The sequence below is a fragment of the Xanthomonas sp. MLO165 genome (genome assembly GCF_018831305.1).
Lineage (GTDB): Bacteria > Pseudomonadota > Gammaproteobacteria > Xanthomonadales > Xanthomonadaceae > Xanthomonas > Xanthomonas arboricola.
In genome coordinates this window covers 1,971,149-1,997,671 of record NZ_CP029263.1, presented here as the reverse complement: position 1 = coordinate 1,997,671, position 26,523 = coordinate 1,971,149, and the positions used below count along the sequence as shown (strand labels likewise).

Here is a 26,523-nt window from a genome sequence, read left to right as displayed (position 1 = left end):
CTGGAGGCCGACAAATCCCGGCCAACCCCACACCGGCCACCGGACTGCTTTAGAATTGACAGGCTAAACGCCGGATTCCGCCATGCCTTTTGTTGTCACCGAAAACTGCATCAAGTGCAAATACACCGACTGTGTCGAGGTCTGTCCGGTGGATTGCTTCCATGTCGGCCCGAATTTCCTGGTCATCGACCCGGATGAGTGCATCGACTGCACGCTGTGCGAGCCGGAATGCCCGGCCAATGCGATCTACCCGGAAGACGACGTCCCGGCAGGCCAGGAAGGCTTCGTCGCGCTCAACGCCGAGCTGGCCAAGGCCTGGCCGGTGCTGACCGTGCGCCAGGAACCGCTGCCCGATGCCGCCGAGTGGGACGGCAAGCCGAACAAGCTGCCACTGCTGCAACGCTGAAACGGCGCCTGGCAGCATCCAGCCGGCGACAACGCAGCGATAAAGCGATACCACGCACCAGAACGCAAAACGGGCGCCCGAAGCGCCCGTTCTGCTGTCTGCAGTTGCTGCAGCGGCCTCAGCCGCCCAGCTTGCCCTTCAACGCCGTGATGACCGCCACCGGCGCTGCCGCAGTGGCCGGCATGCCGCGCGGATCCACCGCCGACACATAGCTGCCGGCTTCGACCTTCACCACGCGCACCAGGAAGCTGGAGCCTTCGTAGCTGACGTCGTAGGAACCGAGCATCTGCGCCTTGCTGGCGATGGTCAGGCCGGGAATGTCGGCCAGCGCCGCGCCAACCTTGGCGAACACCTCGTCGCGCTCGCCCGGCACGGTGAAACCGCTGTTGGCGCTGGCGGACGGTGGCGCCGAAGTGTTCTGCTGCGCGCTCGATGCCAGCGTCGGCACCTTCATCGCACCGGAGGTGTCGGGCAGGTTCAGATCCGGCGGCACTTCCAGCGGACGGGCTTCCGGGGCCAGCGCGTAGTCACCGCGTGCGCCCTTGTGGAACCAGCTGCAACCGCTCGTGGCGGCGACGGTGGCGGTCGCCAGCAACGCGAGCGAGAGCACGCGGACGGGGGAAACGGAATGACGCATCGATAAATCTCCTGGGTCAGGCCGCGAGCATTTCGCGGCTGGAAAGCGCTTCCAACGCAACAGCGTCGGCGGCAAGGCGGTCGGCGGCAGGCTGGTGCGCCGCAGAAAGGGGCAGTAACGGCAGGCGCAGGCCGTGCCCGATCCCGGCGCGCTGCAGCAGCGCCTTGACCGGGATGGGATTGGATTCGATCCCGCAGAAACTGTGGTACTCGCTCAGGCGTGCGTCCCACGTGGTGGCCGCCTCGCGCTGACCATCGCGGGCCAGATCGCACAGCCGCCGGTACGCCGACGGCAACGCGTTGGACGCCACCGAAATCAGCCCGTCGGCACCGGACAGCATCGCCTGCGCGGCGCTGCCATCGTCACCGCTGAGCACGACGAAGGACTCGCTGCGCAGCGCCACCAGCGCGGCGACGCGCTCCGGCTCGCTGCGCGCTTCCTTGATACCGACGATATTCGGATGGCCGACCAGTGCGGCAACCGTCTCCGGCAACAGATCGCATCCGGTGCGGCCGGGCACGTTGTACAGCACCACCGGCAGCCCGCCGTTGTCGGCAACCGCCTGGAAATGTGCCTGCAGCCCGGCCTGGGTCGGACGCACGTACGGCGGCGTCACCACCAGCGCGTACTGCGCACCCAGCGCCGCAGCGCGGCGCGTCTGCGCGATGGTCTTGGCGGTGCCCGACAGGCCGGTACCGGCCAGCACCGGCACACGGCCGGCCACCTGCGCGACGGCGGCACGCAACAAGGTGTCGTACTCCTCGTCGCTCAATGCCGCGGCCTCGCCGGTGGAACCGGCGACGACGATTCCCTGCACGCCGCCGTGCAGTTGCTGTTCCAGCAACCGCCGCCAGGCATCCAGTTCGAGTGCGCCGTCCGGACCGAAAGGGGTCGCCAGCGCGGTGATGATGCCGGAAAGGGACAAGATTCTGCTGCTCTTACGTGACAGGAAAGGCCCGCGCGCACGCGGGTTGTGGCCGCCTGCATGTTACTTGCGGCGCGAAACCACGGGCAAGTATGCTGGTCACCGCCAGGGCGCCTGCCCGGGCGGCCATTCAGCCTGATGCAATGCCGGAAGCCCCTTTGACCGACTCGACTCCCCGGCCTTCGCCGACCGAAAACCACCTCCTGATCAACGCCTATACGACGCATCCGGAGTCCCCCCTGTTGCCCGTCACCCGCCGCATCGCCGACAGCGGCTGCAATCTCGTGGACGCCCGCCTGGCCACGGTGGGGCGCGATGTCTCGGTCACCGCCCTGGCCACCGGCTCCTGGGATTCGGTCGCCAAGCTCGAAGCGATGCTGACCCGGCTCGAGCGCGAGGAAGGCCTGAAGCTGGTGTGGTACCGCACCGGCCCCAAGCAGACCCAGTCCAACCTGCTGCCCTACATCGTCGAAGTCATCGCCGCCGACAAGCCGGGCATCCTGTTCCAGCTGGCCGATTTTTTCGACCGCCAGGGCATCACCATCGAGAACCTGCAGAGCACGCGCTACCGCGCCATGCAGACCGGCGCGGAGATGTTCTCGGCGCAGGTGACCATCGGCGTGCCGGCCAACATGCACATCGCCGCGTTGCGCGATGATTTCCTGGAATTCTGTGATCACCTCAATCTCGACGCGATCATGGACCCGATGAAGTTCTGAGGCAGACGTTCCGATGGCCATTGCCCTTTCCGCCCTAAAACAGATGTTCGAGCACATCCGCTCCGAGACCGACTGGAATCTCGACGGGCCGTTGCGCTGGGAATATTTCTTCGCCGACCCGGCGCAGCAACCGCTGCAACACCTCGCCGAGCAACTGACCCGGGACGGCTATCGGGTCATCGACATCTTCCTGGGCGAACGCGACGAAGACGATGGCGACGACGAAGAGTCGTACTTCCTGCACGTGGACAAGCTGGAACAGCACACCATCGAGTCGCTGAATCAGCGCAATGCGCAGTTCGATGCGCTTGCCAAACGTTTCCATGTGGCTGCTTATGATGGGATGGACGTCGGCCCGGCTTGACCGCGCCGTACGCCCCTCCACTTAGGGCTGAGCAACGATGACCGACGCTGTATTCGAACTACCTGCTGCAAGCTTCGACCTGCCACTGTCGCTGTCCGGCGGCACCAACACCACGCTGCGCGGCTACGCCGGCAAATGGGTGGTGCTGTACTTCTACCCGAAGGACAGCACGCCCGGCTGCACCACCGAAGGCCTGGATTTCAACGCGCTGCTGCCGCAGTTCACCCAGGCCGGCGCGGTCGTGCTGGGCGTTTCGCGCGACTCGGTGAAGTCGCACGACAATTTCTGCGCCAAGCAGGGATTTACCTTCCCGCTGGTCAGCGATGGCGACGAGGCCCTGTGCCGCGCCTTCGACGTGATCAAGGAAAAGAACATGTACGGCAAGCAGGTGCTCGGCATCGAGCGCAGCACCTTCCTGCTGTCGCCCGAAGGGGTGGTGGTGCAGGCCTGGCGCAAGGTCAAGGTCCCCGGCCACGCCGATGCCGTGCTGGCCGCGTTGAAGGCGCACGCCAGACAGTGACGCCCCCTGGTTTCCCGTGTCCTCCATCACCCTGCCCTGCAGGCGTGATGGCTCGCCCCTGCTCCATCACTTGGAAGACCCAATGACCCGAGGCAAGCGCATCTACGTGCTGGACACCAACGTGCTGATGCACGATCCCACCGCGCTGTTCAAATTCGAGGAACACGATGTGTTCCTGCCGATGCAGGTGATCGAGGAACTCGACAACGCCAAGAAGGGCACGTCCGAAGTCAGCCGCAATGCGCGCCAGGTCAGCCGCTTCCTGGACGAACTGCTGGAGAACACGAATGCCGAGCAGATCCAGGCCGGCATCCTGCTCAGCCATCCGCAGGGTATCCAGCTCAAGGGCCAGGCGGCGATCGGCCGGCTGTATTTCCAGATCCATCCGATCGACCCGGGCCGCACCTTCGGCGCGATGATCCCGGACAACAAGATCCTGGCCTCGGTGCTGGCGCTGTGCGAAGAGCATCCGGACGTGCCGGTCATTCTGGTGTCCAAGGACATCAACCTGCGCATCAAGGCCTATATCAGCGGCCTGAACGCGGAGGACTACCAGAACGATCGCGCGCTGGACGATTTCAGCCTGCTGTTCACCGGCGCCATCGAGCTGCCGGACAACTTCTGGGAAAAGCACAATCAGGACCTGCGCAGCTGGAACGAGCGTGGCCGCACCCATTACGAGATCGTGCTGGCCGAGGACGAAGACTGGTATCCGAACCAGTACCTGTACCTGCCGGGCGAGGACGAAGTGGAGCTGCGCGTGGCCAAGGTCGGCGGCGGCAAGGCCACGCTGTGCCTGGTCGACGATTTCCGCAGCGGCCAACATGCGGTCTGGGGCATCGTGGCGCGCAACCGCGAGCAGAACTTCGCGCTCAATGCCTTGATGGACCCGGAAATCGACTTCGTCACCCTGCTCGGCACCGCCGGTACCGGCAAGACCCTGCTCGCCCTGGCCGCCGGCCTGGCGCAGACGATGGATCAGCAGCGTTACCGCGAAATCATCATGACCCGCGCCACCGTCAGCGTCGGCGAAGACATCGGCTTCCTGCCCGGCACCGAGGAAGAAAAGATGACGCCGTGGATGGGCGCACTGACCGACAACCTGGAAGTGCTCACCCACAACCAGGACGGCGGCGCCTGGGGGCGTGCGGCCACCAACGACCTGCTCGCCAGCCGCATCAAGATCCGCTCGATGAACTTCATGCGCGGGCGCACCTTCCTGTCGCGCTACCTGATCCTGGACGAGGCGCAGAACCTCACGCCCAAGCAGATGAAGACGCTGATCACCCGTGCCGGCCCCGGCACCAAGATCGTGTGCCTGGGCAACGTCGAACAGATCGACACGCCCTACCTCACCGAAACCACCTCCGGCCTGACCTATGCGGTGGATCGCTTCAAGGCCTGGCCGCACAGCGCGCATATCACACTGCGGCGCGGCGAGCGTTCGCGCCTGGCCGACTTCGCTTCGGAGGTGCTGTGATGCACAGGCTGCGCGGCGCGGCGGCACTCGCCGTGATGGCACTGGCCGGCTGCGCGACCACGCCGCCGCCAGCGAGCGTGCCGACCAACCTCAAGAACGGGCAGTCCTGGGTCATAACCCGCCAGGGCATCGCCGAGCAGGTGCTGGACACCTGCTCGCGCGACAGCCCGGCGCGGCATCCGGGCCAGATCACCGGCTACTGGACACCGAGCCAGCAGCAGATCGAACAGCTCGAATCCCGGCAGGACTCATTGACGCCGACCATCCCCGAGCCGCGCGATTTCGATCGCCAGTACGTGGGCGTGGTGGTCCAGGGCCAGCAGCTGATCTACATCAACGCCTTCAAACTCCCGAACGATCCGCCGGTGAAACCGGCCAAGGAAGCGATCCGGGTGTGCGATGGCGGTAGCGCCTTCTGGGGTGCGTTGTACGATCCGCAAACCGGCGCGTTCTCGCAGATCGCCGTCAACGGTACGCCCTGACCCGCGATGGGCCTGCTGCTGCCGCGCTGGGTCTGGATCGGCGCGGTAGCGTTATCGGGCGTGGCCGGCATGGTCAACGTGGTCGGCTACCTGGGCTCCGAGCATCAGGTGGTCAGCCACCTCACCGGCACCACCAGCCTGCTCGGCGTGGCCCTGGTGCAGAACAGCGCACCGGAGATCGGCTTTCTCTGGGGCATCCTGATCGCGTTCTGCGCAGGCGCCATGCTCAGCGGCCTGATCATCCAGGACGATGTCTTGCGGCTGGGACAGCGCTACGGTGCGGCACTGCTGCTCGAAGCGTTGCTGCTGCTGGCCGCAATCCCACTGTTCAAGCTGCACCATGTCGGCGGCGCGTTGGTCGCCGCAGGCGCCTGCGGCCTGCAGAACGCCATGGCCACCACCCTCAGCGGCGCCGCGGTCCGCACCACCCATCTGAGCGGCATGTTCACCGACCTGGGCATCGGCCTGGGGCATCTGCTGCGCGGGCGCCCGCTGCAGGTGCGCCGGCTCACGCTGAGCGGGCTGATCATCGGCGGCTTTCTCGGCGGCAGCATGCTCGGCACCTGGCTATTCCAGCGCTGGCACTACGACGCGCTCTACCTGCCGGCGGGCCTGACCGGAGTGACCGGTGCCGGCTACGTTGGCTACCTGCAGTGGCGTCGCTGGCGCACGCGCTGATCCGCACATCCGCCAGACAGCAGTGCAGAATCCACCCATGACCACGTCCAGCACGCTGTCCGCCCTGACCATCGCCGGCTCCGATTCCGGCGGTGGTGCCGGCATCCAGGCCGACCTCAAGACCTTTGCCGCGCACCGCGTGCACGGCTTGTCGGCGATCGCCGCATTGACCGCGCAGAACACCCGCGCCGTCACTGCCGTGCATATCCCCCCGGTCGCGTTTCTGCGGGCGCAGGTCGATGCCTGCTTTGAGGACTTCGAAATTCAGGCAGTCAAACTCGGCATGCTCGCCAACGCCGAGGTCATCCATTGCGTGGCCGATCTGCTCGAAACCCATCGCCCACCGTTCGTGGTGCTCGACCCGGTGATGGTGTCCACCAGTGGCGCCCGCCTGCTCGAAGACGCCGCGCTGGAGGCCCTGCGCGCGCGTCTACTGCCGCTGGCCACGCTGATCACACCGAATACGCCCGAAGCCGAGCTGCTGACCGGCCGCCGTATCGACGATGCCGATGGCGCCGAGCACGCCACCGCCGCCCTGCTCGAACTCGGCGCCAATGCGGTGCTGCTCAAAGGCGGTCACCTGCACGAAGGCACGCGGGTGATCGACCGCTTCGATGACGGTGTCACCCAGGACGTGTTCATGCATCCGCGCCTGCAGGTCGATGCGCATGGCACCGGTTGCAGCCTGTCGGCGGCCATTGCCGCGCAGCTGTGCCAAGGCCTTTCCCTGCTCAACGCCTGCGAAGCGGCCATCGACTATATCGCGCGCGCCATCCGCCTTGGCCACAGCCCCGGTCACAGCGAGGTGCTGGTGCTGGACCATTTCGGCGCCGCGCCTAGCCCATGAGCGTGCAGGCCAGCACGCTCGCCGTGACCGCAGCGGATGGACATGCCTGGCAGGTGCTGCGCCACGCACCGGCGCGGCCGATCGCCAGCCTGCTGTGGCTGCCGGCACTGGGCGTTGCCGCCCGGCACTACCAGCCGTTCGCGCACGCCTTGGCGAGCGCCGGCATTGCGGTCTATCTGCACGAGTGGCGCGGCAACGGCAGCAGCACCCTGCGCCCCTCGCGCGAGCACGACTGGGGCTATCGCACGCTGCTTGCCGACGATATCCCCGCCAGCCGCGCGCTGCTCGACCTGCATGACCCGCAACTGCCGTGCGTGCTGGGCGGTCATAGCCTGGGCGGCCAACTGGCTTGCTGCCATGCCGCGTTGCAGCCGGTACGGATTGCGCAGCTGTGGCTGGTCGCCAGCGGCTCGCCGTACTGGCGCAATTTTCCGGTGCCGATGCGCTACGGCCTGCCGCTGATCTTCCGGCTGCTGCCATGGCTGGCACGCACGCAAGGCGTGCTGCACGGGCGAACGCTCGGTTTCGGCGGCACCGAGGCGCGCAGCCTGATCGCCGATTGGGCGCAGGTCGGTCGCAGCAATCGCTATCGTGCGGCAGGCACGTCGTGGGATCTCGAGCAGGCGTTGGGCCAACTCGACATGCCGATCAGCGCAGTGACCTTCGCACGCGACCGCTTCGGCCCGCCCGGCGCCTTGCAGGCCTTGCTGCAGAAAATGCCGCAGGCACGTGCCGAACGTGTCGCCTTGGACGATGCGCAACTGGGCGCGCGCAGCGATCACTTCGCATGGATGAAGACGCCCGCCGCCGTGGCCGCCGCGCTGCGCCGGCGTCTTGGCGATGGGGGTAGCGACAATCGAATGTCACAAGGGGATTGACGAGGACTCCGGGCATCCGCATAATTCCGCTCCTGACGACGCGCCCGTAGCTCAGTTGGATAGAGTACCTGGCTACGAACCAGGCGGTCGGGAGTTCGAATCTCTCCGGGCGCACCATCTTCAGAACAATAAGAGACAGCCTTCAACCGCTGTCTTTTTAGTTACAAGGATTCGATCGCATTGCGACGGATCTGCAAGTTGGAAATGCAAGTCAAAACAAGATAATGCGCCCGTAGCTCAGTTGGATAGAGTACCTGGCTACGAACCAGGCGGTCGGGAGTTCGAATCTCTCCGGGCGCACCAATCTTGAAGAAAACGACCAGCTTGCTGGTCTTTTTTTTGCCTGTCGTTCGAGCGCATGGCGTGGCCGCGCTGTTACCACGCAGCGAACGCGACGCAGCAACTGCCAAAGACCAGCACGCCCGTCACAGGACATCGCGTCACTGCGGTCAGGCCATCGCGCCCAGCACATCATCGGTACGGGCAACCACCGCCACCGGCAGCAACGAGGTCACCGGATGCCCGGCGTCGCGCCATGCATCCAGCCCACCCAGCAACGGCCGCACGTCGCCATATCCGCGCTCGCGCATCCGACCGGCCAACCACGCCGCCGACACCTCGTCCGGACACGCGCAATAAATCACCACACTGCGATCGCGCGGCACGCTGGCCAGGATCTGCGCAAGCTGACGCTCGTCGGCAAACACCGCGCCGGGAATCGTGTACGGCTGCAGATCGCGATGGCCCGGCGCACGGATATCCAATACCGTCGGCCGTAGCGCTTCGTCGCCATCCAGCAACGGCACCAGTTCGTCCACCGCAATACGCGCGTGCTCCAGCGAGCGCAGCAAGGCATGCCGCCGCCACCAACGCCAGCCGACGTAGCAGGCCAGCAACACGGCCAGCACCACCACCGCACCGGAGCCCAGATCCGACAGCAACGCGAGCACGTCCTGGACCTGATGCGCGAACAGCGCGCCCAGGCTCAGCCCGACGAACGCCCACAGCGACGCACCCAGGGCGTCGTAGCGCAGGAATGCCGCCGGGCGCACCCGCATCGCACCGGCCATCGGCACCGAGACCATCGACAGACCGGGCACGAACTTGGCCACCGCCAATACCCGCACACCCCAGCGCGAGAAGAACCGCTCAGTCTTCTTCATGCAGGTATCGCGCGACAGCGACAGCCGGCACAGCGACTGCAGGGTGCGGTTGCCGAAACGGCGGCCTGCCAGATACCAGGCCAGGTCACCGAGCAGACTTGCCAGCACCGACACAGCCAACGCCAGCAATCCGGCCAGCCAGGCGTCGCTCCCGCCCTGCAGCGCGTAGCCGGCACCAACCAGCACCAGGGTCGGCAGCGCCGGCACCGGCAGGCCCAGCGACAACGCCAGCACGTTGGCAAAGACCAGCGCCAATCCGTACTGTTCGATCAAGCCTTGCATGCGGCGACCCTGCGCGACGGCGAGGGCCCATTATCCGCCCTTCCTCACACGCGCGGCTGCCCGCCGGCGACGGAACGATACGTTTCGGCAAGCGACTGCAACCAGCCATCGAACAGTCCATCGCGGCGCAGTGCGCGCCGCCACCAACCCAGTGCCTCGCCCTCCTCGCCCGGCCGCCACGCCAGGTAGAAGGTTTCATCGGGTTTACGGGGCTCCACCTGCAGCGCACACAGCCGCCCGTCCTGTAGCGCGCCGCGCGCATACGGCTCGGGCAGAAAACCGTAGCCGGCACCGGCCAGCTGCAACTGCAGCTTGGCCTGCATGTCCGGCACGGTGAGCACATCGCGCGCGGAGAGTAGGCCCACCGTGCGTGGCAGCAGACGCCGCGCCGAATCCGCCACCGCGATCGCACGGTGTTCGGCCAGCTCGGCCGCGCCCAGCAGGCCGGCGCCCGCCAGCGGATGCGTGGAGGCCACCGCGAACACGAAGCCCAGCGTGCCGATCGCCTCGGCCACATAGCCACCACCGCTCGGCCCCTCGCCCGCCGCCACGATCAGGTCCACGCGCCGATCCAGCAGCGCCTCCCAACTGCCGGACAAGGATTCGCTCACCACGCGCAGGCGGGTGCTGTCGGCCACCGTGTAGAAGTCCAGGATCTGCGTCTGCAGCAAGGCCACCGGCAGGATCGCATCCAGACCGATCGCAAAGTCCGACTCCCAGCCCGACGCCACCCGCCGGACCCGCACCTCCAGCTCCTGCGCGGCCCGCAGCAGCTGCCGCCCCTCGCGCAGCAGTTCGCGCCCGGCCTGGGTCGGTGTCGCCTTGGGGCCGACCCGCTCGAACAGCTGCACACCCAGATCGTCCTCCAGCTTGGAGACCGTGTAGGAAATCGTCGACGGCACCTTGAACAACACCTTGGCCGCGGCCGCGAACGAGCCGCGGCGGTCGATCGCATCCAGAATCTGCAGTGCTTCCAGGCTGATCTTCATTGTTCGATTTTTTCGATGGTAGCGACCAAATCTACTCGCTTTTTGGCGCCGGCGCGGAGGTAGAGACTAGCCACCAAGCCGCCGGGACACCGAGTCACTCCCTGGCGACACCAACCCTTTCAAGGAGAAGCAGCATGTTGAATGTCCGCAAGAGCGAAACCCGTGGCCGCGCCGAACATGGCTGGCTGTCCTCGCGCCATACCTTCTCCTTCGCCAGTTACCACGACCCGCGCCACATGGGCATCGGCCCGCTGCGGGTGATCAACGAAGACAAGGTGACCCCGGGCGAAGGCTTCGGCACCCATGCCCACCGCGACATGGAGATCATTTCCTACGTGCTGGGTGGCGCACTGGAGCACAAGGACAGCATGGGCACCGGCTCGGTCCTGCACTACGGCGACGTGCAGCGCATGAGCGCCGGCAGCGGCGTCACCCACAGCGAGTTCAATCACTCCGCCAGCGAACCGGTGCACTTCCTGCAGATCTGGGTGATGCCCGAGCGCAGCGGCATCGAGCCCAGCTACGAGGAGAAGCATTTCGATGCCGACAGCAAGCGCAACCAACTGCGCCTGATCGCCTCGCCCGGCGGCGAGCACGGCTCGCTGCGCCTGCATCAGGACGCGCGCCTGTATGCCTCGATCCTCGATGGCGAGGTGCGTCTGCAGCAGCCACTGGCCGAGGGCCGCATCGGCTACGTCCAGGTGGCGCGCGGCAGCCTGAGCGTCAATGGCCAGGCGCTGTCGGCCGGCGATGCGTTGCAGATCACCGACGAGCCGGAGATCGTGCTGGCCGATGCACGCGATGCGGAAGTGCTGGTGTTCGATCTGCCGAGGTAAGCGCCACCAGCTCAGCGCACGGCGTGCCGCAGACCAGGCGGCACGCCGCGCACTGGGGATCGGCCGATATCAAAAAGCCCGCTTCCGGCGGGCTTTTTTGTGCTCAGGCACCTCTGCTTGCAGGGCAGCTGCAACGACGCCGCGCATCGACAATCCCGCGCAGCACTCTGCGCGGGATCATGCCGCCTGCGGCTTGGCAGGCCTGACAAGCGACTTGCTCGCGGGTTCGCTGCGCACGGCAGCCGCCTCCACCGCGCCATCGCTGTCGCCATTGACTAGCGCAAACAGCGCGTCGGCATCGGCTTCCAGCACACGCGCCGAGCGCGCCAGATCGTCGACCATCTGCGCCTGGTCGCGCGCCTGCACACCGATCGATTGCAGCGCGGTGTTGGCGGTGGAAATGTCCCGCGCCTGCTCCTGACTGGCAGCGGCAATCTGCTCCACGGTCGCGGTGACCCGCAGCACCGAGCTGACCATGTCCTGCATCACCGCCCCGGCCTGCTCGGCCAGGCGCGAACCATCGCCCACTTGGTCGGCTGCATTGTCGATCAAGCCGCGAATTTCCTTCGCCGAGACACTGCAGCGCTGCGCCAGGCTGCGCACCTCGGTCGCCACCACGGCAAATCCACGCCCCTGCTCGCCAGCGTGTGCCGCTTCCACGGCCGCATTCAAGGCCAGGATATTGGTCTGGAACGCGATGCCGTCGATCACCTCAATGATCTGGCCGATACGATCGGTAGCCGAGCGTATGCCGGCCGTGGTCTTGACCATGTCGGCGATGACGGTAGCGCCGCGTCGGGCAACATCGGCCGATGCCTCGGCCATGCGCTGCGCCGAGCCGGCACTGTCGGAATTGCTGCGTACGGTCTCTGCCAGCTGGTCAATGGTGGTCGAGGTCTGCGCCACGGCTGCCGACTGCGTTGACGAGCGGCTCACCAGGTCCTGGTTGCTGACCGAAATATGGTGCGCCTCGCGCTGCACGTTCTGCGCAATGCTCATGGTCTGCTGCATCAACTGACGCATGCGCTCGGCCGAGCGCACCTGATCGGTGACATCGGTGGCGTACTTGACCACCTTGTACGGACGACCGGACACATCCAGGATCGGGTTATAGGACGCCTGGATCCACACCGGACTGCCGTCCTTGCGCAGCCGACGGTAGCGGCCCGCATCGAATTGCCCACGCGCCAGCTTCGCCCAGAAATGCCGATAGTCTTCGGAGGCACCGTAGTTTGCGTCCACGAAGATGCGGTGATGCTGGCCGATCGCCTCCTCGGCCGAGTACCCCAAAATGGCCAGGAAGTTGTCGTTGGCACTCAACACGTGCCCTTCCAGATCGAACTCGATCACGCCCATCACCTTGTCGATGGCCTGGATGCGACCATCGGCGTCGGCCGAATCGATCACCTGACGGGTCACGTCGGTGGCGTACTTGACCACCTTGTACGGCCGCCCGTGCTCGTCGAGCACCGGGTTATAGGACGCCTGGATCCACACCTCGCTGCCGTCCTTGTTGAGGCGCTTGTAGCGCCCCGCGTCGAACGCGCCGCGTCCCAGCTTCTCCCAGAACGCGCGATAGGCCGCCGACTGGCGCGTTTGCGCGTCCACGAACATGCCATGGTGCTTGCCGCGAATCTCATCGAGCCTGTAGCCCATCACCGCAAGGAAATTCTCGTTGGCATCGAGCACTGTGCCATCCAGCGAAAACTCAATGACCGCCATGACCTTGTCGATCGCATCGATGCGGCCTTCGAAGTCGGCGGTCTGGCGGACCTGCGTGGTGATGTCGGTGGCGTACTTGACCACCCGATAGGCCTTGCCTGCACGATCCAGCAACGGATTGTAGGAAGCGTTGATCCATACCTCGCGCCCGTTCTTGTCCAGCCGGCAGAATCGCCCGGCGTTGAAGTCGCCACGACGCAGCGCCTGCCAGAACTGCTGATAGCTTTCGCTGTCGCGGTCGCTGGGGGTCACGAACATGCGGTGATGCTGACCGACGACTTCGTCGAGCCGGTAGCCCATCAGCGACAGGAAATTCTGGTTCGCATGCAGGATGCGGCCATCAAGATCGAACTCGATCACCGCCATCACCCGGTCCACCGCATCGGCCTTGTGCTGCAGCCCACGGCTCCGGGAAGAAAACAGGCGTCCAAGCAGAGGCGGTAGGCGCATCGGGGTGAGATCCGAGAGAGGTGTCACAGCCTTAGCGACCCGTGCCCGGCTTACTTGAATCGCCGCCTGCAACACGTTCGTGGCAATTCAGATGCTGCGGCCGGCACAGCCACCAGCGTGGCGCGAGCAATGCCACTGCAGACCGTCACTGACCTGCCGGCACAAATGAAAACGCCCGCAAATCAGGGATTTGCGGGCGTCTGAAACACTGGCGGAGCGAGAGGGATTCGAACCCTCGATAGAGCTTTTGACCCTATACTCCCTTAGCAGGGGAGCCCCTTCAGCCGCTCGGGCATCGCTCCAGTTTTTGCGTCCTGCCGCGGTGTCCGTTGCAGGCCGCGAAGAATACCGGGTAAGAGGGGCTAACGTAAACCCTTTATGACGATCAATTCGAAGAATCGTCGCCTTGATGCGCACCGGAAGCGACCGGCTCATCCCCACGCTGGATCCGCTGATAGATTTCCTCGCGGTGTACAGCAACATCTTTCGGTGCGGTGATGCCGATACGCACCTGATTACCCTTGACGCCGAGTACGGTCACAGTGACCGAGTCGCCGATCATCAAGGTTTCGCCTACCCGGCGAGTGAGGATCAACATTTTGCAAATCTCCTGGAACCGGTGGGTTTCCCACCAGCATCGGCGGCCGACTGACGAGGCGCGCCCTAGGTAAAGGGAATAGACCGGAAATGGTAGCGGGACACCCTGCCAAGCAGCAAGGCATACCAGGACAAGTGTTCAGCCCAAGTGTTGCTTGACCCAGGAGGGCACGCCTTCCAGCGCGGTCGCAAGGGCGGGACCATCCTCGCCACCACCCTGGGCGAGATCCGGACGACCACCGCCCTTGCCTCCGATCTGACTGGCGATATGCCCGAGGAGTTCCCCCGCCTTCACCTTGCCAGTTGGGCTGCCGTTCACGCCGGCAACGAGCGCAACCTTGCCGGCAGCCGCGCCTGCCAACACGATGACCGAATCGCCCAACTGCTGCTTGAGGCGATCCATCGCATCGCGCAACGCCTTGGCATCGAAGCCCTCCAGACGCACGGCGACCACCTTGACGCCTGCCACATCGACCGCGCTGGAACCCAGGTCTGCAGTTGCGCCGGAGGCCAGCTTGGCCTTGAGCGACTCCAGCTCACGCTCGAGCCGCTTCTGACGTTCGGTGAGCGCGCGAACCTTGTCGACCACCTCGGTCGCATTGCCGCCGAGCAAGCTGGCTGCCTCGAGCAGACGTCGCTCTTCATCGGCGACATGGTCCAGCGCGCCCTGCCCGGTCATCGCCTCGATGCGACGCACGCCCGAGGACACACCGCCCTCGGAGGTAATCTTGAACAAACCGATGTCGCCGGTGCGGGTGACATGGGTGCCGCCGCAGAGCTCGGTGGAATAACCGCCCATCTTCAGCACGCGCACGTTCTCGCCGTACTTTTCGCCGAACAGCGCCATCGCGCCGAAATCCAGCGCCTCCTGCATGGCCATGTTGTGCACTTCCACGCTGTGGTTGGTGCGCACTTCGGCGTTGACCTTGCGTTCGATCACGGCGAGCTCTTCGGGTGTGATCGGCTGGAAGTGCGAGAAGTCGAACCGCAAGCGGTCCGGTGCAACCAGCGAGCCCTTCTGCTGTACGTGGGTGCCCAGCACCTCGCGCAGGGCCGCATGCAGCAGATGCGTGGCCGAGTGGTTGAGGATGGTCTTGCCGCGACGCTGCACGTCGATGCCGCCTGCCAGCACATCGCCCAATGCCAGCGAACCTTCGGTGATGCGCCCGACATGGCCATGGAACTGGCCAGCAAATTTCTGGGTGTCGGTGATCTCGATGGAGACATCGCTACCGCTCAGCTGGCCGCTATCGCCGACTTGACCACCGGACTCGGCATAGAACGGCGTGCGGTCGGTGAACACGATGACCTCGTCGCCGGCTTCCGCGCGTTCAACTGGACGGCCCTGCTTGAGCAACGCCACGACCTTGAGCGCATCGGCGTCATAGGCTTCGTAGCCCAGAAACACCGTCGGCGACATGGTGGCGACCAGATCGGCCGGCAATGCGACGCCGCCACCGAACTTGCCGGCGGCACGCGCGGTCTCGCGCTGACGCTCCATGGCGAACTCGAAGCCCTCCATGTCCACGCGCAAGCCGCGCTCGCGTGCGATGTCGGAGGTCAGATCGACCGGGAACCCGTAGGTATCGAAAAGGCGGAACGCATCGGCGCCGGGAATCACTTCCTGCGAGCGCGCAGCAACGTCGTCGAAGATCTTCATGCCGGCGTCCAGCGTCTCGGCAAAGCGCTCTTCTTCGGCCAGCAGTGCGCGCGCGACGGTCTCCCGCGCGACCACCAGTTCGGGATAGGCCTCGCCCATCAGCTCGACCAGGGTCGGCACCATTTTGCTGAAGAACGGCTGGCGTACCCCCAGCATCCAGCCGTGGCGCAGCGCACGCCGGATGATCCGGCGCAGCACATAGCCGCGGCCTTCGTTGGACGGCAGCACACCGTCGACGATCAGGAACGAACAGGCGCGGATGTGGTCGGCGATCACCCGCAGCGACTTGTTCTCCAGATCGGTGACGCCGGTCAGCGCGCTGGCCTTGCCGATCAAGGCCTGGAACAGATCGATCTCGTAGTTGGTATGCACGTGCTGCAGGATCGCGGCCAGGCGCTCCAGGCCCATGCCGGTGTCCACGCACGGCGCCGGCAGCGGCACCAGGGTGCCGTCGGGCTGGCGATCGAACTGCATGAACACCAGGTTCCAGATCTCGATGAAGCGGTCGCCATCCTCGTCCGGGGAGCCCGGGGGGCCACCGGCGATGTGGTCGCCATGATCGAAGAAGATCTCGGTGCAGGGGCCGCACGGGCCGGTATCGGCCATCTGCCAGAAGTTGTCCGACGCGTACGGCGCACCCTTGTTGTCGCCGATGCGCACGATGCGGCTTTCCGGAATGCCGATCATGTCGCGCCACAGCGCGAAGGCTTCTTCGTCGGTGTGATAGACGGTGACCAGCAACCGCTCCGCCGGCAGCTTCCAGACCTGGGTCAGCAGCTCCCAGGCCCAGCTGATGGCATCCTTCTTGAAGTAATCGCCGAACGACCAGTTGCCCAGCATCTCGAAGAAGGTGTGATGGCGCGCGGTGTAGCCCACCGAATCCAGATCGTTGTGCTTGCCGCCGGCACGCAGGCAGCGCTGTACGTCGGCCGCGCGCACGTAGCTGCGCTTCTCCGCGCCGAGGAAGACGTCCTTGAACTGGACCATGCCGGAGTTGGTGAACAGCAAGGTCGGGTCGTTGCCCGGCACCAGCGGCGCGGATGGCACGATGGTGTGGCCCTTCCCCTCGAAGAACGCGAGGAAGTCACTACGGATCTGGGAAGTGCTGAATTTGGCGGATGCGTTCATGTGCTGGCATTGGGCGGGCGGCAGTCCCGGTCACCCAATGAGATGTGGGCGCAGATGAGCGGAACAACCTGAAACCACGAAGGGTAGCAGGCCTGACGCCCTCAGTCCTCAAGGTCGAAGCGCGTGGCGCTGCGAATGCTGTTGCCATCGAAACCACGCCGTGCCAGCAGATCGGCGGCCTTGCGCCGCTGCGGGAGATCGGTAGGCCCTTCCTCGCCGAAGCGACGGCGGATCAGGTCGCGCGCGTTTTCGGTCCAGTCGCCCTCAAACGTCGCCATTGCGGCGCTGATGGCATCGCTGTCCAGGCCGTGAGTTCCGAGCTCGGCGCGGATATGCAGTGGACCGTAGCCCGAACCTGCACGATTGCGTACGACCGAGGCCGCAAAACGGGTGTCGTCCTGCCACCCCTCCTCAGCCAGGCGCTCCACGGCCGCCTGTGCAGCGTCCGGCTCGATACCGCGTGCCAGCAGCTTGCGATTCAATTCCTTGCGCGAATGCTCACGCCGCACCAGCAATCCCAGTGCGCGTTGTACCGGCGTCTGCTCCTTGAACCGGCGTCCCCGCTTTGGCGCGGGCTGTTGCTCGTCCATCGTGGGTGTCCCGAGTACCAAAACCACACAGCATCAATGCGCCGTCCGTGGCGCCTGCCCTCCTGGCCTTCAATAGATCTACCGCGGGAAGCGACGGCACTGACTCCGCCGTCCCCGCGATAGAAAACCTGCCACAGCCGTCAGTGCTGCCGTTCTGCCATCAGGCGGACGCGGCCGGTAGGCAGAACCGGGGTGGCCCCACGCGGACGTCCCGGTTCGCGCTGCTGCCGAGACACCTGCCTGATGACGGCTGGGCTCGCACTGCCTGGCTGCTGTTATTCCTTCTCGACGTCATCGCCGGCTTCGCGCGGCGCTTCGGCCGGCTGGAACTTCTCACGCAGCTCGGCTTCCAGCCGCACTGCAACCTGCGGGTTGTCGCGCAGATAGCCACGCGCGTTGTCCTTGCCCTGCCCGATGCGTTCTTCGCCGTAGCTGTACCAGGCGCCGGCCTTCTCGACCAGCTTGGCTTCCACGCCCATGTCGATCAGCTCACCCTCGCGGCTGATGCCTTCACCGTAGAGGATTTCGGTCACGACCTGCTTGAACGGGGGCGCCAGCTTGTTCTTGACCACCTTGATCTTGGTCTGGTTGCCGATGATTTCGTCGCCCTTCTTGATCGCGCCGATACGACGGATATCCAGACGGACCGATGCGTAGAACTTCAGCGCATTGCCGCCGGTGGTCACTTCCGGGCTCTGGCCCGGCATCATCACGCCGATCTTGTGGCGCAGCTGGTTGATGAAGACCACCAGCGTGTTGGAACGCTTGATATTGCCGGTCAGCTTGCGCAGCGCCTGGCTCATCAGGCGGGCCTGCAGACCCGGCAGCTGGTCACCCATTTCGCCTTCGATTTCCGCCTTCGGAGTCAGCGCGGCGACCGAGTCGACCACCACGATGTCCACCGAACCGGAACGCACCAGCATGTCGGCGATTTCCAGCGCCTGTTCGCCGGTGTCCGGCTGCGACAGCAGCAGGTCGTCGACATTGACGCCCAGCTTGGCGGCGTAGATCGGGTCCAGCGCATGCTCGGCGTCGATGAAGGCAGCGGTGCCTCCCTTCTTCTGGCATTCGGCAATCGCCTGCAGGGTCAGGGTGGTCTTGCCCGACGATTCCGGACCATAGATCTCCACCACGCGGCCCTTGGGCAGGCCGCCGATCCCCAGTGCGATGTCCAACATCAGCGAGCCGGTCGGAATGACTTCGACGGCCTCGATCACACGGTCGCCCATGCGCATCACCGAGCCCTTGCCGAATTGCTTCTCGATCTGGCTCAGTGCGGCGGAAAGGGCGCGCTTCTTGTTCTCATCCATCTGGGTGATCCTTGTCAGTGATTTCGGTGTAGGGCTAATGTAACGGCGGTGTATCGCACAGGCTGAGACTGGCTGCGACACGCTCAGATTAGGGAGGCGGCCATGGCGATGGCAGCGGGAAATCCTGCGGCACCGGCTCGGGATAACGCCAGTGAGGCCATAGGCGCAGTACTCAACGATTCGGCCTCAACAGCCCGCAGTACAGGCCCTCGATCGCGAAATCCTGATCCGGCAACACTTCGATCGGCGCGTAGTCCGGGTTGCGCGGCAACAGGCGGATGCGGTCCTTGCCGATCTTCAACAGCTTGACCGTGATCTCCTCATCGATGCGCGCCACCACGATCTGCCCCGAACGCGCGTCGCGGGTGCGGTGCACTCCGATCAGGTCGCCGTTGAAAATGCCTTCGTCGCGCATCGAGTCACCCTGCACCTTGAGCAGATAGTCCGGCGACGGCGAGAAGAACACCCGGTCCAGCACCACGAAGTCGTCCGAGCCGATATCCGCGCCGATCGGCAGGCCTGCCGCCACGCGTCCCAGCACCGGCAGGCGCAGCACATCGTCGCGCACCAGCTCGTTTGCAGCGGCAGGCGGGGTGCGCGACTGGGCGCCCTGCCCGGCCAGACGGATGCCGCGGGCCTGGCCGGGCACGCGACGGATCGCACCGGCCTGCTCCAATGCCTCCAGATGGTATTGCGCGCCGCGCACACCCTTGAAGCCGAAGGCGCGCGCGATCTCGGTCTGCGAGGGCGGTACGCCGTCGGCATCGATGCGCTCGGCGATCAAGGCCAGGATTGCTTGCTGGGTATCGGTCAGGTCCATGGTTAGTAGTATTACTACTAACTGGCGCCTGCGCAATAGCCGTGTCGTACGCTACGCACGGGTCAGCCACCGGAGTCGGCACGCGTGCCGCGTCTAGCGTCGGCTGCGCCAGATGGAGAACAGGATCCAGACGCCGCACAGGGCTGCACCGATGAACCCGCCGACGCCCAACGCGAGCAGCCAGCGGCTGGCACTGCCCCCGACACTGTTCATGACGATCGACGAGCCGATCACCAGCGCGGCAGTCACGATCCCCATGGTGAGCCGGTTGGCCGCGCGATCGACCTGCTCGCCGAACTCGCGCAATGCACGCGTTTCGATCTGCAGTTGCAGCTTGCCGCGCCGCGCGGCCTGCAGCAGCCGTTTGAGGTCGCGCGGCAGATCGCCGATCAGGTCGATCGCGCCGGTCACGGTGCGACGGCTGCGCCGCAGCATTGCGCTGGGTGCATAACGCTGCAGCACCACCCGTTCGAGATACGGACGCGCCTCGGTGGCCATGTCGAAATCCGGATCGAGCTGGCGCCCCATGCCTTCGAGCGTGAGGAACGCCTTGATCATCAGCGCCAGATCCGACGGCAGGGTCAGCCCGTGATCGCGCAGGATGGAGGTCACATCTCCCAGCATCGCGCCGATGCGCAGCTCCTTCAGCGGCACCCCGCGGTACTCGTCGACGAAGGCACCGATATCCTGCTGCAGCCGCGACTCATCGATCTCCAGGCTGGTACCGGCCCATTCCAGCAGTACGTCGATGACCGCTTCGGCGTCGTAGCTGACCATGCCATGCAGCAGTTGTGCGACCTGGAAGCGGCGCTGCTCGGAAACGCGCCCGACCATGCCGAAATCGATGACGGCGATGCGCCCATCGCGCAGATAGAAAATGTTGCCCGGATGCGGGTCGGCGTGAAAGCAGCCATCCTGCAGCACCATCTTCAACACGATCCCGGCGCCGGTGCGTGCGAGCGCCTTGCGGTCCAGGCCGGCCGCATCCACGGCGACCAGATCCCGCCCCGGGATGCCGTCGATGAATTCCTGCACGTTGAGCGATTCGCAGGTCCACTGCCAATCGACAGACGGCACCACCACCTGGGGGTCGTTGACGAAATTGGCTGCGATGCGCTCGGCATTGCGGCACTCGGCGGCGAAATCGAGTTCGCGCCGCAGGGAGACGGTGAACTGCTGCACCACCTCGGCGGGGCGATAGCGCTTGAGATCGGGAGCACGCGTTTCCACGATTTCCGCCAGGCGTGCCAACAGGCGCAGATCCGCATCGATGACATCGCCAATGCCGGGGCGGCGGATCTTCAATACCACCGGCGTGCCATCGGCCAGCCAGGCGCGATGCGTCTGCGCCAGCGATGCCGCAGCCAGAGGCTGCTCGTCCAGGCGTGCGAACACGCTTTCCGGCTCCGCGCCCAGGGCTGCGACCAGTTGCGGGCGGATCTGTTCGAACGGCAGCGCAGGCACCGCGTTCTGCAGCTCGCTCAGCTCCTCGATCCACTCCGGCGGCAGCAGGTCCACACGCGTGGCCAGCACCTGCCCCAGCTTGACGAAGGTTGGCCCGAGTTCCTCGAGCGCGCGCCGCACCCGCGTCGCGGCGGACATGCGCAGGCGGCCCTCGGCGTTATGCCAGTGCAGCAGCTTGCCGGCACGTTCGAGCACGTCGGCAAGCCCGATGCGCCGCACCACATCGCCGAATCCGTAACGGATCAGCACCGCGGCGATTTCCTGCAGCCGCCCCAGGTCCCGAACGGTGCCGAGCGCTTCCCACATCAGCACACCGCCTGCGATCGCGCTGCGGCAACAGGACAAATGGCGTTAACGTGCATCGCTGCATGTGTGCCGTCGCTGCGCGCACCCATTGAGCATGCACGACCACGCGCAACCGCCATGGCGGCATGATCGCTTGCGCACACGATGACGCACCGAGCGGCCGCCTCCGGCATCGGTTGCCTGCCGGATGCGCGCAGGCCATCGGGCAACACCGGGACATCGCCAGCAGATCGAGACGGTACGGACAAAAACAACGCATGAGCAAACAGCGGAAGCATCGGCATGCGGGTTGAAGACGGGACCTTGTTTGTAGCCGATCTGCACCAGCCTGTCGCGTCATGAACGTTTGCCGGCTTAGCCGAGGTTGCGCCTACGCTTGCATCCTGGTGGCTTGGCAATGGCGTGCCCAGGTCTTCGAGCCTTCATCCCGTAAGCGCAAGGTCACCCCATACGTGCGCGGCGCGCCCAGACAATCACGACTGCCGGGCAGCAGCGGATCGCGACCAAACGCAGCATCCGTGTAGCTGAGCCCGCCCTTCCGCATCAGGCCGGGGATGACGCCCTGCCGCAGCAGTTCGGTATCGATGCCGCGCGACACCTCGCTGGGAATGGCACCCACCAGAAGCTGGTTGCGAGGAAATGACTGCGCTGAAAGTCGCTGAAGTCCTGGTAGAACAGCGCGGCATTGAGCAGACGGTTGTCACCTAGCCAGCTGGCCCTGGCGCCGAGCTCGTAGCGGTCGACGGATTCGCCGGAATTAGAGTAGTGCGCTCAAGCCCTGCAGCGCGGCAACCACGGTCTGACGCCGCACTGCATCGCGATCGCCAGCGAACTGGAACAACTGCGCAGTGGCATAGCCGCCGCGCCGCTTCCAGCCGATCCATACCGTGCCGACCGGCTTGTCCTCACTGCCGCCACCCGGGCCGGCGATGCCGGTCACCGCCACCGCGATGCTCGCACCGGAATTGACCAGCGCGCCCGACACCATTTCGATCACCGTTTCGCGGCTGACCGCACCATGCACTTCCAGCGTCTGCGGCCGCACGCCCAGCAAGGCCTGCTTGGCCTCGTAGCTGTAGGCGGCCATGCCGCAATCGAACCAGTGCGAGGACCCCGCCACATCGGTGACTGCCTTGGCGATCCAGCCACCGGTGCAGCTCTCGGCAGTGACCAGGCGCTCGCGCGCGGCAAGCAGCTGCTGACCGAGGCGTTCGGCCAGCTGCTGCAGTTCGGATTCGGCGGACATGGACATGGGCACGGCGCATGAAGAAGCAACCGACGTTTTAGCCGAATTCGCCGCGCCTGTCTGCGCTGGCGCCCAATCCGCGCCAGCGACGACGTGGCCAGGGTTCAGTGGCCGTGTGCAGCCGATGGCAACGGGCATCGGCTGCGCTGGTAACCGGATCGCAAGGATATCGGCGGCTGGCGGACATTCTCACGCCTGCACGACTGCTGCAGACACGCATTCGGTCGCCCCAGCAACAGAACCCACCGTCACCCAGCGCGATCGCCACACCGCCGGCAGATATCGGCCTGCCCCGACAACGGCGATCTGCACGGCTGGCACAAGCCGACCGTGCAGCGCCGCTCACGACTCCCAGTCTTCGCGACGATCGGGCAGCATCGCCCGCAGTGGCGCACCGTCGTCGCCGGCAGCCAGGCGCTCGGCCTCGACCATCGGCAGGTCGACCTCCAGCAACCAGCCGTCCTCGTCGGACTGCTCGCCGCGCACCACTTCCAGTTGATGCAACTTCGAGCGCAGACGGCCGGCCGACGGCGGCAACCGCAGTTGCCCGGTCACATGGCGCAGGTCCAGTCGCTGCCCGAGCGCATGCTGCAATTCCTGCAGTCCGCGTCCGTCGCGCGCGGAGACCCACACGCGCTCACGCCGCGCCTGGTCGGGAATGCCGTCCTGCGCATCGTGACGCACCTGCGCGCCTTCGATCTTGTCGATCTTGTTGAATACCAGCAGCTGCGGCAGATCGCCCGCACCCACCGCATGCAACACCTCATCGACCTGCTGGATGCGTTCCTCGCGCAGCGGGTCGGCCGCATCGACGATATGCAACAGCAGATCGGCGTCGCGCGCCTCGGACAAGGTCGAACGGAATGCGGCGACCAGTTGGTGCGGCAGGTCACGCACGAAGCCGACCGTATCGGCCAGGATCGCACTGCCACCGGGCAGCGCGATGCGGCGCACGGTGGGATCGAGCGTGGCGAACAACTGGTCGGCCACGTAGGCCTCCGCACCGGTTAAGGCGTTGAACAGCGTGGATTTGCCGGCATTGGTGTAACCGACCAACGCAATCCGCGGCAGTTCGCTGCGCATGCGCGCACGCCGCATCTGGGTGCGCTGCACCTCGACCTTTTCCAGCCGCTGCTGCAACTGCTCCACCCGCTTCTGCAGCAGGCGACGGTCGGTTTCCAGCTGGGTTTCGCCAGGGCCGCGCAGGCCGATCGAGCCGCCGCGCTGACGTTCCAGGTGGGTCCAGCCGCGGACCAGCCGGGTGGCCATATGCCGCAACTGCGCCAGCTCCACCTGCAGCTTGCCCTCGTGGCTGCGTGCCCGTTGCGCGAAGATGTCCAGGATCAGGCCGGTGCGGTCGATCACGCGCCGCTCCAGATAGCGCTCCAGATTGCGCTCCTGGCCGGGCGACAAGGTGTGATTGACCAACACCAGATCCGCACCGGTGGCCTCGGCGGCGGCCTTGATCTCTTCCAGCTTGCCGCTGCCGATCAAGGTCGACGGGTTCGGTTTGTCGATGCGCGCAGTGAGCGTGGCCGCCACCGTGGCGCCCGCCGACTTGGCAAGGTCGGCGAACTCCTCCAGCACATCTTCTTCGGCAGGCCCACCGGAGTGGGTCTGAATCAACAACGCGTGTTCACCCTTGCGTGAGCGATCAAACACGCACTACTCCATTACTGCTCGACGTCGTCATCTTCCGCCTGGTTGCCTTCATTGGATTGCACATACCCACCACCCGGTCCCACGCGCACATTGCGCGCCGGCACGACCGTGGAGATGGCGTGCTTGTAGACCATCTGACTCACGGTATTGCGCAGCAGGACCACGAACTGGTCGAACGACTCGATCGTGCCCTGCAGCTTGATGCCGTTGACCAGATACACAGAAACCGGCACCCGCTCGCGCCGCAGCGCGTTGAGGAATGGGTCCTGTAAAGATTGCCCCTTAGCCATCGAAAACTCCTCTTCATTATTGTTCTTATAGTCCCGGTCGACACCTGCCATCCCCAGCCGGCCCCGGAAACGGGATGTTACACGCCTGAAGCCTGCCGTACAGCGGGACGTTGGCCGAGGAAGCCGACAAGTGCAGTTTCCAATCGTTGGCGGTCATGCTCCGGGTCGAACCAGCGCGCGTCGAGCTCGCCACGCAGCCAGGTGAGCTGCCGCTTGGCCAGTTGACGGGTGGCCTGCACCGCCTTGTCGCGAAAGTCGGCCAGGCGACCGGCCCCATCCAGGTACTCCCAAGCCTGGCGATACCCCACCGCGCGCACTGCGGGCAGATCCAGCGGCGCGGAGACTGCACGCAGTTGCGGCAGTGCCCGCAGACGTTCCACCTCGGCCAGGAAGTCCTGTGCCAGCATCGTGTCCAGGCGCTGCTCGATGCGTGCATGCAGCACCGCGCGCTCGCGCGGCGCCAGCACCACCTTCAGCACCCGCACCGGCAAACGGGGACCCGACGGCAGCGCCTGCCAGTAGCTGATCGGCCTGCCGCTGATGCGGTAGACCTCCAGGGCGCGCTGGATCCGCTGCGGATCGGTGGCATGGATCCGCGCCGCCGCGACCGGGTCGACGTCCGCCAGTTGTGCGTGCATCCGCGCCCAGCCAAGTTCCCCGGCTTCGGCTGCGATTGCCGCGCGCACCGCCGGATCGGCCTCGGGCAACTGCGACAGCCCTTCCAGCAAGGCGCGGAAGTACAGCCCGGTGCCGCCGGCCAGGATCGGCAGCTTGCCGCGCGCCACGATCTGCTCGATCGCCTGCCGCGCATCGCTGGCGAATTCCGCCGCCGAATAGATCTGCCAGGGCTCGCGCAGATCGATCAGGTGATGCGGCACCGCCGCGCGCATCGCCGCATCCGGCTTGGCCGCGCCGATGTCCAGGCCGCGATACACCAGCGCCGAATCGACACTGACGATCTCGCCGTTCCAGCGCTGCGCGGCGTCCAGTGCCAGCGCGGTCTTGCCGCTGGCGGTCGGCCCCATCAGCGCAATCGCCAGCGGGCGGCGGTCGGCCGGCATCAGTCCTCGTCCGGCCAGCGAATGCTCGGTGCCGCAGGCGCGCTCACGCGCGGCAGCGGAATCGCCGTCATCGCGCTCCACACCTTCAGGGCATCCACGGTGGCGGCCACATCATGCACGCGCAGCAACATCGCTCCGTGTTGGGCGGCGATCAGATGCGCGGCGACCGAGCCGTATACGCGCTCTGCGGCGAGCTGGCGCCCGGTCAACTCACCGATGCTGCGCTTGCGCGACAGCCCCGCCAGCACCGGCAGACCGAATTCCTGCAGGCGCTGCAACTGCGCCAGCACGGTCAGATTGTGCGTGGTGGTCTTGTCGAAGCCGAACCCCGGGTCGAGGATCAAGCGGCGCTTGTCGATCCCGGCCATTTCGGCCGCGAAGATGCGCTCGGCCAGGAAGCGATGCACCTCGGCCACCACGTCGTCATAGTGCGGCGCGTCCTGCATCGCATGCGGCGCGCTGCGTGCATGCATCAACACCACCGGCACCCGCAATTCGGCTGCCGCATCCAACGCACCCGGCGAGCGCAGCGCATGCACGTCGTTGATCATGCCGGCGCCGGCCGCGACCGCCGCGCGCATCACCTCCGGCTTGTAGGTATCCACGCTGATCGGGACAGTGGTCTGCTGCGCCAATGCCTGGATTACCGGGACCACGCGCTGCAGCTCTTCCTCCAGCGATACCGGCGTGGCACCGGGACGGGTGGATTCGCCACCGATATCCAGCACCGCAGCGCCCTGCTCGACCAGCCTCAAACCATGCGCGATGGCGGCGTCGCAGCTGGCGTGCTGGCCGCCGTCGGAAAACGAATCCGGCGTGACATTGACGATTCCCATCACCTGCGGCGCATCCAGTCGCAGCGCGCGACCGGCGCAATCCAGCTTGAGGGCAGTATCGAACATCGGTGGTGTCTCCTTGGATGGTTGCGATCAGCGCCGCCGGGGCGAGGCGTCGCTACAACGCATCAAGGCCGGGAATCGCTTCCCGGCCTTGATGGATGCTGCTGCAGCT

27 protein-coding genes and 3 tRNA genes are annotated in these 26,523 nt (G+C 65.7%); 12 read left to right on the top strand and 18 right to left on the bottom strand.

Annotated elements, in window-relative coordinates; translation table 11 throughout:
* Positions 1-82 precede the first annotated feature (82 nt).
* The gene (fdxA, locus tag DGN21_RS08765; RefSeq protein WP_006453280.1) at positions 83-406 is read left to right on the top strand and encodes a ferredoxin FdxA; all 324 of its coding nucleotides are present in this window, start codon (positions 83-85) and stop codon (positions 404-406) included.
* Positions 407-524: 118 nt separating this feature from the next.
* On the opposite strand, the gene DGN21_RS08760 is transcribed toward fdxA, so the two are convergent.
* Both DGN21_RS08760 and dapA read right to left on the bottom strand, forming a co-directional pair.
* The gene (locus DGN21_RS08760) at positions 525-1,043 is read right to left on the bottom strand and encodes a hypothetical protein (RefSeq protein WP_024939787.1); all 519 of its coding nucleotides are present in this window, start codon (positions 1,041-1,043) and stop codon (positions 525-527) included.
* Between the two features lie 16 nt (positions 1,044-1,059).
* Positions 1,060-1,968 (bottom strand): 4-hydroxy-tetrahydrodipicolinate synthase, encoded by a 909-nt coding sequence (gene dapA, locus DGN21_RS08755; RefSeq protein ID WP_126965836.1) that lies wholly within the window; start codon positions 1,966-1,968, stop codon positions 1,060-1,062.
* Between the two features lie 92 nt (positions 1,969-2,060).
* On the opposite strand from dapA, the gene DGN21_RS08750 reads away from it, so the two are divergent.
* The 10 genes from DGN21_RS08750 to DGN21_RS08705 all read left to right on the top strand — a co-directional run bounded on the left by DGN21_RS08750 (position 2,061) and on the right by DGN21_RS08705 (position 8,239).
* Entirely contained in the window at positions 2,061-2,687 is a 627-nt protein-coding gene (locus tag DGN21_RS08750) for a glycine cleavage system protein R (protein ID WP_002813792.1), read from the top strand.
* Between the two features lie 13 nt (positions 2,688-2,700).
* Positions 2,701-3,051 (top strand): ribonuclease E inhibitor RraB, encoded by a 351-nt coding sequence (locus tag DGN21_RS08745; RefSeq protein ID WP_039515997.1) that lies wholly within the window; start codon positions 2,701-2,703, stop codon positions 3,049-3,051.
* Positions 3,052-3,088: 37 nt separating this feature from the next.
* Positions 3,089-3,571, top strand: a complete 483-nt coding sequence (locus tag DGN21_RS08740) for a peroxiredoxin (protein ID WP_102581140.1) — start codon at positions 3,089-3,091, stop codon at positions 3,569-3,571.
* 82 nt (positions 3,572-3,653) lie between these two features.
* Complete coding sequence (locus tag DGN21_RS08735) at positions 3,654-5,051, top strand: PhoH family protein (RefSeq protein WP_016904785.1); 1,398 nt, start codon at positions 3,654-3,656, stop codon at positions 5,049-5,051.
* Entirely contained in the window at positions 5,051-5,533 is a 483-nt protein-coding gene (locus DGN21_RS08730; protein WP_126965835.1) for a hypothetical protein, read from the top strand. Before DGN21_RS08735 ends, DGN21_RS08730 begins: the two co-directional genes overlap by 1 nt.
* A 6-nt stretch (positions 5,534-5,539) precedes the next feature.
* Positions 5,540-6,211 carry a YoaK family protein gene (locus DGN21_RS08725; RefSeq protein ID WP_046342370.1) on the top strand — a complete coding sequence of 224 codons (672 nt, stop codon included), beginning with the start codon at positions 5,540-5,542 and terminating at the stop codon, positions 6,209-6,211.
* 37 nt (positions 6,212-6,248) lie between these two features.
* On the top strand, positions 6,249-7,058 hold the full coding sequence (thiD, locus tag DGN21_RS08720) for a bifunctional hydroxymethylpyrimidine kinase/phosphomethylpyrimidine kinase (protein ID WP_160955168.1): 810 nt from the start codon (positions 6,249-6,251) through the stop codon (positions 7,056-7,058).
* Positions 7,055-7,936 carry an alpha/beta fold hydrolase gene (locus DGN21_RS08715; protein ID WP_126965833.1) on the top strand — a complete coding sequence of 294 codons (882 nt, stop codon included), beginning with the start codon at positions 7,055-7,057 and terminating at the stop codon, positions 7,934-7,936. The genes thiD and DGN21_RS08715 overlap by 4 nt, the downstream gene beginning before the upstream one ends.
* A gap of 40 nt (positions 7,937-7,976) precedes the next feature.
* A tRNA-Arg gene (locus DGN21_RS08710) sits at positions 7,977-8,053 on the top strand.
* 109 nt (positions 8,054-8,162) lie between these two features.
* Positions 8,163-8,239, top strand: a tRNA-Arg gene (locus tag DGN21_RS08705).
* A gap of 146 nt (positions 8,240-8,385) precedes the next feature.
* On the opposite strand, the gene DGN21_RS08700 is transcribed toward DGN21_RS08705, so the two are convergent.
* Positions 8,386-9,381: a DedA family protein/thiosulfate sulfurtransferase GlpE gene (locus DGN21_RS08700; RefSeq protein ID WP_024940830.1), complete on the bottom strand. Its 996-nt coding sequence runs from the start codon at positions 9,379-9,381 to the stop codon at positions 8,386-8,388.
* Between the two features lie 44 nt (positions 9,382-9,425).
* Positions 9,426-10,370 (bottom strand): LysR family transcriptional regulator, encoded by a 945-nt coding sequence (locus tag DGN21_RS08695; protein WP_126965832.1) that lies wholly within the window; start codon positions 10,368-10,370, stop codon positions 9,426-9,428.
* 134 nt (positions 10,371-10,504) lie between these two features.
* On the opposite strand from DGN21_RS08695, the gene DGN21_RS08690 reads away from it, so the two are divergent.
* Positions 10,505-11,206: a pirin family protein gene (locus DGN21_RS08690; RefSeq protein ID WP_046342365.1), complete on the top strand. Its 702-nt coding sequence runs from the start codon at positions 10,505-10,507 to the stop codon at positions 11,204-11,206.
* A 177-nt stretch (positions 11,207-11,383) separates the two neighbouring features.
* On the opposite strand, the gene DGN21_RS08685 is transcribed toward DGN21_RS08690, so the two are convergent.
* The 14 genes from DGN21_RS08685 to folP form a co-directional block, all read right to left on the bottom strand.
* Positions 11,384-13,351, bottom strand: coding sequence for a methyl-accepting chemotaxis protein (locus tag DGN21_RS08685; RefSeq protein ID WP_184429170.1), 1,968 nt, complete (start codon positions 13,349-13,351; stop codon positions 11,384-11,386).
* Positions 13,352-13,587: 236 nt separating this feature from the next.
* A tRNA-Ser gene (locus DGN21_RS08680) sits at positions 13,588-13,680 on the bottom strand.
* Positions 13,681-13,763: 83 nt separating this feature from the next.
* A complete protein-coding gene (gene csrA / locus DGN21_RS08675) occupies positions 13,764-13,976 on the bottom strand; it encodes a carbon storage regulator CsrA (protein WP_024939585.1) in 213 nt (70 codons plus the stop codon).
* A 138-nt stretch (positions 13,977-14,114) separates the two neighbouring features.
* A complete protein-coding gene (alaS, locus tag DGN21_RS08670; RefSeq protein ID WP_126965768.1) occupies positions 14,115-16,763 on the bottom strand; it encodes an alanine--tRNA ligase in 2,649 nt (882 codons plus the stop codon).
* Between the two features lie 101 nt (positions 16,764-16,864).
* Entirely contained in the window at positions 16,865-17,353 is a 489-nt protein-coding gene (gene recX, locus DGN21_RS08665; protein ID WP_024939583.1) for a recombination regulator RecX, read from the bottom strand.
* Positions 17,354-17,628: 275 nt separating this feature from the next.
* Positions 17,629-18,663 (bottom strand): recombinase RecA, encoded by a 1,035-nt coding sequence (gene recA / locus DGN21_RS08660; RefSeq protein ID WP_016904265.1) that lies wholly within the window; start codon positions 18,661-18,663, stop codon positions 17,629-17,631.
* A gap of 172 nt (positions 18,664-18,835) precedes the next feature.
* Positions 18,836-19,483: a transcriptional repressor LexA gene (gene lexA, locus DGN21_RS08655; RefSeq protein ID WP_104568600.1), complete on the bottom strand. Its 648-nt coding sequence runs from the start codon at positions 19,481-19,483 to the stop codon at positions 18,836-18,838.
* 93 nt (positions 19,484-19,576) lie between these two features.
* Entirely contained in the window at positions 19,577-21,253 is a 1,677-nt protein-coding gene (ubiB, locus tag DGN21_RS08650) for a 2-polyprenylphenol 6-hydroxylase (RefSeq protein ID WP_215825201.1), read from the bottom strand.
* Between the two features lie 370 nt (positions 21,254-21,623).
* Positions 21,624-21,872, bottom strand: a complete 249-nt coding sequence (locus DGN21_RS08645) for a hypothetical protein (RefSeq protein ID WP_126965767.1) — start codon at positions 21,870-21,872, stop codon at positions 21,624-21,626.
* A gap of 138 nt (positions 21,873-22,010) precedes the next feature.
* Positions 22,011-22,505 (bottom strand): CinA family protein, encoded by a 495-nt coding sequence (locus tag DGN21_RS08640; RefSeq protein ID WP_160955169.1) that lies wholly within the window; start codon positions 22,503-22,505, stop codon positions 22,011-22,013.
* A gap of 336 nt (positions 22,506-22,841) precedes the next feature.
* Complete coding sequence (gene hflX / locus DGN21_RS08635) at positions 22,842-24,161, bottom strand: ribosome rescue GTPase HflX (RefSeq protein WP_024939578.1); 1,320 nt, start codon at positions 24,159-24,161, stop codon at positions 22,842-22,844.
* 11 nt (positions 24,162-24,172) lie between these two features.
* Entirely contained in the window at positions 24,173-24,451 is a 279-nt protein-coding gene (hfq, locus tag DGN21_RS08630) for an RNA chaperone Hfq (RefSeq protein ID WP_005915027.1), read from the bottom strand.
* A gap of 77 nt (positions 24,452-24,528) precedes the next feature.
* Complete coding sequence (miaA, locus tag DGN21_RS08625) at positions 24,529-25,512, bottom strand: tRNA (adenosine(37)-N6)-dimethylallyltransferase MiaA (RefSeq protein ID WP_126965841.1); 984 nt, start codon at positions 25,510-25,512, stop codon at positions 24,529-24,531.
* Positions 25,512-26,414, bottom strand: coding sequence for a dihydropteroate synthase (folP, locus tag DGN21_RS08620; protein ID WP_126965765.1), 903 nt, complete (start codon positions 26,412-26,414; stop codon positions 25,512-25,514). The genes miaA and folP overlap by 1 nt, the downstream gene beginning before the upstream one ends.
* Between the last annotated feature and the right edge of the window lie 109 nt (positions 26,415-26,523).

Excerpts from the sequence above, each read along its gene's own strand:
- fdxA (WP_006453280.1), top strand. The coding sequence starts at position 83 with ATGCCTTTTGTTGTCACCGAAAACTGCATCAAGTGCAAATACACCGAC.
- DGN21_RS08760 (WP_024939787.1), bottom strand. The coding sequence starts at position 1,043 with ATGCGTCATTCCGTTTCCCCCGTCCGCGTGCTCTCGCTCGCGTTGCTG.
- DGN21_RS08750 (WP_002813792.1), top strand. The coding sequence starts at position 2,061 with ATGCTGGTCACCGCCAGGGCGCCTGCCCGGGCGGCCATTCAGCCTGAT.
- DGN21_RS08745 (WP_039515997.1), top strand. The coding sequence starts at position 2,701 with ATGGCCATTGCCCTTTCCGCCCTAAAACAGATGTTCGAGCACATCCGC.
- DGN21_RS08740 (WP_102581140.1), top strand. The coding sequence starts at position 3,089 with ATGACCGACGCTGTATTCGAACTACCTGCTGCAAGCTTCGACCTGCCA.
- DGN21_RS08735 (WP_016904785.1), top strand. The coding sequence starts at position 3,654 with ATGACCCGAGGCAAGCGCATCTACGTGCTGGACACCAACGTGCTGATG.
- DGN21_RS08730 (WP_126965835.1), top strand. The coding sequence starts at position 5,051 with ATGCACAGGCTGCGCGGCGCGGCGGCACTCGCCGTGATGGCACTGGCC.
- DGN21_RS08725 (WP_046342370.1), top strand. The coding sequence starts at position 5,540 with ATGGGCCTGCTGCTGCCGCGCTGGGTCTGGATCGGCGCGGTAGCGTTA.
- thiD (WP_160955168.1), top strand. The coding sequence starts at position 6,249 with ATGACCACGTCCAGCACGCTGTCCGCCCTGACCATCGCCGGCTCCGAT.
- DGN21_RS08715 (WP_126965833.1), top strand. The coding sequence starts at position 7,055 with ATGAGCGTGCAGGCCAGCACGCTCGCCGTGACCGCAGCGGATGGACAT.
- DGN21_RS08700 (WP_024940830.1), bottom strand. The coding sequence starts at position 9,381 with ATGCAAGGCTTGATCGAACAGTACGGATTGGCGCTGGTCTTTGCCAAC.
- DGN21_RS08695 (WP_126965832.1), bottom strand. The coding sequence starts at position 10,370 with ATGAAGATCAGCCTGGAAGCACTGCAGATTCTGGATGCGATCGACCGC.
- DGN21_RS08690 (WP_046342365.1), top strand. The coding sequence starts at position 10,505 with ATGTTGAATGTCCGCAAGAGCGAAACCCGTGGCCGCGCCGAACATGGC.
- csrA (WP_024939585.1), bottom strand. The coding sequence starts at position 13,976 with ATGTTGATCCTCACTCGCCGGGTAGGCGAAACCTTGATGATCGGCGAC.
- alaS (WP_126965768.1), bottom strand. The coding sequence starts at position 16,763 with ATGAACGCATCCGCCAAATTCAGCACTTCCCAGATCCGTAGTGACTTC.
- recX (WP_024939583.1), bottom strand. The coding sequence starts at position 17,353 with ATGGACGAGCAACAGCCCGCGCCAAAGCGGGGACGCCGGTTCAAGGAG.
- recA (WP_016904265.1), bottom strand. The coding sequence starts at position 18,663 with ATGGATGAGAACAAGAAGCGCGCCCTTTCCGCCGCACTGAGCCAGATC.
- lexA (WP_104568600.1), bottom strand. The coding sequence starts at position 19,483 with ATGGACCTGACCGATACCCAGCAAGCAATCCTGGCCTTGATCGCCGAG.
- ubiB (WP_215825201.1), bottom strand. The coding sequence starts at position 21,253 with ATGTGGGAAGCGCTCGGCACCGTTCGGGACCTGGGGCGGCTGCAGGAA.
- DGN21_RS08640 (WP_160955169.1), bottom strand. The coding sequence starts at position 22,505 with ATGTCCATGTCCGCCGAATCCGAACTGCAGCAGCTGGCCGAACGCCTC.
- hfq (WP_005915027.1), bottom strand. The coding sequence starts at position 24,451 with ATGGCTAAGGGGCAATCTTTACAGGACCCATTCCTCAACGCGCTGCGG.
- miaA (WP_126965841.1), bottom strand. The coding sequence starts at position 25,512 with ATGCCGGCCGACCGCCGCCCGCTGGCGATTGCGCTGATGGGGCCGACC.
- folP (WP_126965765.1), bottom strand. The coding sequence starts at position 26,414 with ATGTTCGATACTGCCCTCAAGCTGGATTGCGCCGGTCGCGCGCTGCGA.